Source organism: Streptomyces sp. NPDC005151 (assembly GCF_053599875.1).
Window position 1 is genome coordinate 1 of record NZ_JBSFYR010000195.1, and the last position, 5,390, is coordinate 5,390.

Annotated in this window: 6 protein-coding genes; 3 read left to right on the top strand and 3 right to left on the bottom strand. The window is 72.0% G+C overall.

The features are described 5' to 3' along the window. Positions 1–253: 253 nt before the first annotated feature. The gene (locus ACWD6R_RS39710; RefSeq protein WP_451823209.1) at positions 254–934 is read right to left on the bottom strand and encodes an ABC transporter ATP-binding protein; all 681 of its coding nucleotides are present in this window, start codon (positions 932–934) and stop codon (positions 254–256) included. Further along, on the bottom strand, positions 931–2,028 hold the full coding sequence (locus ACWD6R_RS39715) for an ABC transporter permease (RefSeq protein ID WP_451823210.1): 1,098 nt from the start codon (positions 2,026–2,028) through the stop codon (positions 931–933). The genes ACWD6R_RS39710 and ACWD6R_RS39715 overlap by 4 nt, the downstream gene beginning before the upstream one ends. A 111-nt stretch (positions 2,029–2,139) precedes the next feature. Here ACWD6R_RS39715 and ACWD6R_RS39720 point away from each other — a divergent pair, with 111 nt between their 5' ends. Both ACWD6R_RS39720 and ACWD6R_RS39725 read left to right on the top strand, forming a co-directional pair. Then, the gene (locus tag ACWD6R_RS39720) at positions 2,140–3,348 is read left to right on the top strand and encodes a sensor histidine kinase (protein ID WP_451823211.1); all 1,209 of its coding nucleotides are present in this window, start codon (positions 2,140–2,142) and stop codon (positions 3,346–3,348) included. Further along, a complete protein-coding gene (locus ACWD6R_RS39725) occupies positions 3,345–3,980 on the top strand; it encodes a response regulator (RefSeq protein ID WP_451823212.1) in 636 nt (211 codons plus the stop codon). Before ACWD6R_RS39720 ends, ACWD6R_RS39725 begins: the two co-directional genes overlap by 4 nt. Before the next feature lie 114 nt (positions 3,981–4,094). Here the strand turns inward: ACWD6R_RS39725 and ACWD6R_RS39730 are convergent, their stop codons facing one another. Continuing rightward, a complete protein-coding gene (locus tag ACWD6R_RS39730; RefSeq protein WP_451823213.1) occupies positions 4,095–4,397 on the bottom strand; it encodes a DUF5955 family protein in 303 nt (100 codons plus the stop codon). Between the two features lie 215 nt (positions 4,398–4,612). On the opposite strand from ACWD6R_RS39730, the gene ACWD6R_RS39735 reads away from it, so the two are divergent. Continuing rightward, a complete protein-coding gene (locus tag ACWD6R_RS39735) occupies positions 4,613–5,215 on the top strand; it encodes a nucleotidyltransferase family protein (protein WP_451823214.1) in 603 nt (200 codons plus the stop codon). Positions 5,216–5,390: the final 175 nt, after the last annotated feature.

The following is a 5,390-nucleotide window of genomic DNA, read 5'->3' on the forward strand; positions in this document are numbered from 1 at the left end:
CAGCAACGGTCCGACCGGCTGAGAGGCTGTCGGGGGACCTCGGACCGGAAAGCGGACGCGGTCTGGTGCGTGCGATTCCAAGGCGGAGGAGGGAGGCGACGCGGAGCGTCGCCGACCGACGACAACGCGGGAAGCGTGCGTGCCAGGGCGTGGCCGCCCGGTCAGAGGTCCCCCGACAGCCTCTGAGACCACACGGACGCAGCGGTGCCCGCCGGGCAGCGACCCGGCGGGCACCGACATCTTCGTTCGGGGATCAGCTGAGCACCGCTTCCGTCAGCCGCCCGTCCTGCATCACCACCGTCCGGTCCGCCCGTTCCAGATGCGTCCGGTCGTGGGTGACCAGCACGGTCGCCGTCGACCGTTCCCGGGTCAGCGTGATCAGCAGGTCCAGCACCGCCGCGCCGCGCTCATGGTCGAGAGCGCTCGTCGGCTCGTCGACCAGGAGTACCGCCGGATCGTTCATCAGCGCCCGCGCGATATTGATCCGCTGGCGCTGGCCGCCCGACAGCTGGTGCGGCCTGCGGTCCGCCTTGTCGGCCAGACCGACCGCGTCGAGGAGCTCCAGCGCCCGCCTGCGGGCGCCGCGCGTGTTGCCGCCCGACAGATGGGTCATCACCTGAAGCTGTTCGACGGCGGTCAGCGACGGCAGCAGGTTCGGCTGCTGGAAGACGATGCCGATGCGTTCGCGGCGCAGCGCCGCCTTCTCCGCGCGTCCGAGTCCCGCCGTCTCCCGGCCTGCGACCACGACCCGCCCCTCGTCCGGCGTGACCAGCGTCGCCGCCACCGCGAGGAGGCTGGACTTGCCGGAGCCGGACGGTCCGACGACCGCGGTGAGCGAGCCCTCGGGAACGTCGAGCGAGACGCGGTCGAGTGCGGTGAGCCGGCCGTCGCCGTCGGGGTAGGTGAGGGTGACATCGGCGAGGGTGAGGGTCATCGGGCACTCCCGAGTGCGGTGAGCGGGTCGACGGCGGTGATCCGCCGGATGGACAGCGCCGCCCCGAGGGCGCCGAGGGCGATCATGACGGCCGCCGGAACGAGGACGGTCGCCGCGTCGAGGACGAACGGCACGGCCCCGCCGCTGACCACCGCGCCGATGCCAGAGGCGAGCGCGGTCCCCAGCCCCGTACCGATCGCGAGCATCACGACGGCCTGCCCGAGCGCGTCGCGCAGAAGGTACGGGGTGGAGGCGCCGAGCGCCTTGAGGACGGCGACGTCGCCGCTGCGCTGGATCGTCCAGACGGTGAAGAAGGCGCCGATCACCAGGGCCGAGATGGCGAAGAGGAAGCCACGCATCAGCTGGAGCGAGCCGTTCTCGGCCTGGTAGGAGCCGATGGCGGTGAGTGAATCGCCGAGGGAGAGCGTGCTGGTGCCGGCCGCCTTGTCACCGGCGGCGAGGTCGGCGCCACCCGTGGTGGTCAGGGCCACCACCGTGGCGTGCGGCGCGCCGCCCGCCCCGCTGTCCGCGAAGCGCTGCCAGTCGTCGAGCGAGGTCCACACGACCGGCGTATGGCTGTACGAGGCATCTCCCGCGACCGCCGCCACACGCACCTCGACGCGGCCGAGCCGCACCCGGTCACCGGCAGCCGCGCCGAGCTCGTCGGCGGCCTGCTCGGAGAGCACGATCCTCCCCGGGGCGACGCGCGCTCCACCGGCCGTCGGGGCCAGGCCCGAGTCCGGCTCGACACCGAACGCCGACACGGCGGCCGTCTGCTTCCCCCGGACGGCGGCGGCGTTGAGCGTACGGATGCCGAGGGGCTGCGCGGCACTGACGCCGGGCTGCTTCGCCCAGCTCCGCCACGCGCTCTCCCCGACGGTCGAGTTGGTGAAGGACACCGACTGGCCGTCGGGCGGGGCGGCGAACGCGAGGTGATCGGCGTTCAGCCCCGTGACGGCCGAGGTGTTCTCCCTGGCCAGACCGGCCGTAAGACCGGACAACAAGCCCACGAGCAGCGTGATCAGCACCACGACCGTGCCCATGAGCGCGAACCGGCCCCTTGCGAACCGGAGATCTCTCCATGCGACGAACATGACTCCAGCCTCGGTCGGCCGGTCCGCGAAAACATCGCACGCCGGAGGGGTCTGACATCAACCTTTCGATTGACCGGTCGCGGACGCCGCGCGTCTACGCTGGAACACATCATGGATTCGCGTTCGCACACCCCGGTCGCCGCCGCGCTGCGGCTCTGTCTGCACGCACTGCTGCTGGGACTGCTGGCGCTCTCCGCGGTGTCGGCCGTGAGACACGGCGCGTCGAACGCGACCGTCGTGGTCGCGCTCGCCTGCGTCATGGCCGCTGTCTACGCGGCGGGCGCGCTCGCCCCCGCCGTGCAGCCGCAGAACCGGGCGGCCGCCCTGTGGCTGTCGCTGCTCGGGGCGCTCTGGCTCGCTCTTCTCGTCGTCTCACCGGAGGCCCTGTGGCTGGCCTTCCCGCTGTACTTCCTGCAGCTGCATCTGCTGCCGATGCGCTGGGGTCTGCCCGCCGTCGTCGTCACCGCGGCAGCTGCCATCACCGGCTTTGTGCTGCACGGCGGGCCGATCACGCCCGGCGCGTTCATCGGGCCGCTGCTCGGTGCGGCGGTCGCGATCGCCACGGTCCTCGGGTACGACGCGTTGTTCCGGGAGAGCGAGCGGCGCCGCGAGCTGATCGAGGAGCTGGTCTCGACCCGGGCGGAGCTGGCCCTCGCCGAGCGCACGGCGGGAACGCTCGCCGAACGCGAGCGGCTGGCCCGCGAGATCCACGACACGCTCGCGCAGGGCCTGTCCAGCATTCAGCTGCTGCTGCGCGCCGCCGAACGCACCCTTCCGCCGGACGCACCCGCCACCGCGCATGTGCGCCGGGCCCGCGAGGCCGCGCAGGACAATCTCGCCGAGGCCCGCCGCTTCGTACGCGCCCTCTCCCCGCCCGATCTGGAGAACGGTTCGCTCGCGGGCGCCCTCGAACGCCTCTGCGCGCGCACCACCGGACCGGATCTGGCGGTGCAGTTCGCGGTCAGCGGGACGCCGGTGGAGCTGCCGACGCCGTACGAAGTGGCGCTGCTCCGTACCGCCCAGTCGGCGCTGGCCAACACGGTGCAGCACGCCGGAGCCCGGCGTGCGGAGATCACGCTGAGCTTCATGGACACCTCGGTGTCGCTGGACGTCGTGGACGACGGCCGGGGCTTCTCGCCGGGATCACCCACGGTCACGGGGGCCACGGAGACCGGCGGTTTCGGTCTCCCCGCCATGCGGTCCCGGGCCCGTTCGATCGGCGGCACGCTGAGTGTCGAATCGGCCCCCGGCCAGGGCACCGCCCTGGCGCTCACCCTCCCCCTCCCGCTGCCCGGGCACGAAGAGAGGTCCGCCGCATGACCCCCACCCCCATCCGGCTGCTGCTCGCCGACGACCATCCGGTGGTGCGTGCGGGCCTGCGGGCCGTCCTCGACACCGAACCGGACTTCCGCGTGGTCGCCGAGGCCGACACCGCCGAGCGGGCCGTGGCGCTCGCGGCGACCGGCGAGTTCGACGTCGTGCTGATGGATCTCCAGTTCGGGACGGGCCTGCACGGCTCGGAGGCCACCGCGGCGATCACCGCGGTGCCCGACGCGCCCCGGGTCCTGATCCTCACCACCTACGACACGGACGCCGACATCCTGGCGGCCGTGGAGGCGGGCGCGAGCGGCTACCTCCTCAAGGACGCCCCGCCCGAGGAGCTGGCAGCAGCGGTACGCACCGCGGCGGCGGGCCGCTCGGCGCTCGCCCCGGCTGTCGCGCACCGGCTGATGGACCGCATGCGGACGCCCGCGGAGGCCCTGACCAAGCGCGAGCTGGAGGTGCTGCAACTGGTCGGTGAGGGACTGTCGAACCTGCAGATCAGCAAGGCGCTGTTTCTCAGCCAGGCGACGGTGAAGTCCCATCTGGTGCACATCTACGCCAAACTGGGCGTCGACTCCCGCACGTCGGCGGTCGCTGCGGCAACGGCGCGCCGCCTCATCCGCCGCTGACCCCTGCCCGCGCTCTCCCCTCCCTTACGGCCTCCCCCACGGTAGGGAGTGGGCTCCCGACGCCCTGCGATTCCGCTCGCTGATCCACTCCCTATCGTGGGGGAGCCCGTTACATCAGCGGCGCGGCGGCTCGCCGAAGAGATCCACGGCGACCCGCACGTCCCTGAGCGCGGATGCCAGTGCGCTGACCGAGCCGATCGCCCCCGCGATCAGCAACAGTGAGCGGCGCAGCCGCGGAATCTCGGGCACTCCGGTGACCGCCATCGCGTCCAGGGCCGCCAGTTCGTCCTCGGCGATCCCGCGGTCGGGGAACTCCGCGGGATGCCCCGCCAGCTCACGGCGGAGCCGGGAGACGGCCGTACGCAACTCCGTCACCCTCGGGTCCTCGCCACTGCTGGTCCCCCGCGTCTGCCCCATGCTTCGCAACAAAGCACTCCCCCTCGCACATCTTTGTGCCGGTGTTTCGACTATGTCCCGGACAGTGGTCAAGTGTCCGGAGGTGCGGGCAAGTTAACGCTATGAAAGGTGCCGTGCGCCACTCCAGGGACAGAATTCAGGGTGACCCGTAGGGGACGCGGGCCTCGGCCGGGTCGTGTAGGAATTCATGGGCGTGGTGAGGTATTCAGGGCCTCATGGCTGATTCATCTCCCCCCGTCATCGCAGGTCTGCTGCTCGCCGCAGGCGGTGGCCGACGGCTCGGCGGCCGGCCGAAGGCGTTGCTGGAACACCGCGGGCGGCCGCTCGTCGAGCACGCCATACGCATGCTGCGGGAGGGCGGCTGCGACCCCGTCCATGTGGTGCTCGGCGCCGCAGCGGACGAGGTGCGGGCCCGGGCGGACCTCTCGGGATGCGCGGTGACCGTCAACCCGCAATGGCCGGAAGGCATGGGTTCCTCACTGCGGGCGGGGCTCGGCACGCTCTCCGGTACGGAGGCGGACGCGGCGCTCGTCCTCCTGGTCGACCAGCCGGGCATCGGTGCGCAGGCAGTGGCGCGGGTCCGGTCGGCGTACCGCTCCCGGATGACGCTGGCGGCAGCCTCGTACGACGGGGAGCGCGGCCATCCGGTGCTGTTCGGTGCCGACCGGTGGGCGGACATCGCGGCGGGTGCCGTGGGCGACCAGGGGGCGCGTGCGTACCTGCGGGCGCACCGCGATGCGATCACCCTCGTCGAGTGTTCCGATGTGGCCAAGGCGTACGACATCGACACCGCGGAGGACCTGAGACACCTCGGCTGAACGGGCTGTGCGCCCGCCGGCACGCTGCGCCGCCCCACCCCACTTGTGTCGACCCGGAGAATCTCGACATCAACAAACCAGTCAACTACCCGGGAATGAATTCCCGGGCTTGCTGCTCGGGTCGTCGATGGCTTCGGCGAGGCCCGGCTGCGTCCAGCCACCTTGGATGTCTTAC

Coding starts and splice junctions, on each gene's coding strand:
- ACWD6R_RS39725 (WP_451823212.1), top strand. CDS start 3,345: ATGACCCCCACCCCCATCCGGCTGCTGCTCGCCGACGACCATCCGGTG.
- ACWD6R_RS39735 (WP_451823214.1), top strand. CDS start 4,613: ATGGCTGATTCATCTCCCCCCGTCATCGCAGGTCTGCTGCTCGCCGCA.
- ACWD6R_RS39730 (WP_451823213.1), bottom strand. CDS start 4,397: ATGGGGCAGACGCGGGGGACCAGCAGTGGCGAGGACCCGAGGGTGACG.
- ACWD6R_RS39715 (WP_451823210.1), bottom strand. CDS start 2,028: ATGTTCGTCGCATGGAGAGATCTCCGGTTCGCAAGGGGCCGGTTCGCG.
- ACWD6R_RS39720 (WP_451823211.1), top strand. CDS start 2,140: ATGGATTCGCGTTCGCACACCCCGGTCGCCGCCGCGCTGCGGCTCTGT.
- ACWD6R_RS39710 (WP_451823209.1), bottom strand. CDS start 934: ATGACCCTCACCCTCGCCGATGTCACCCTCACCTACCCCGACGGCGAC.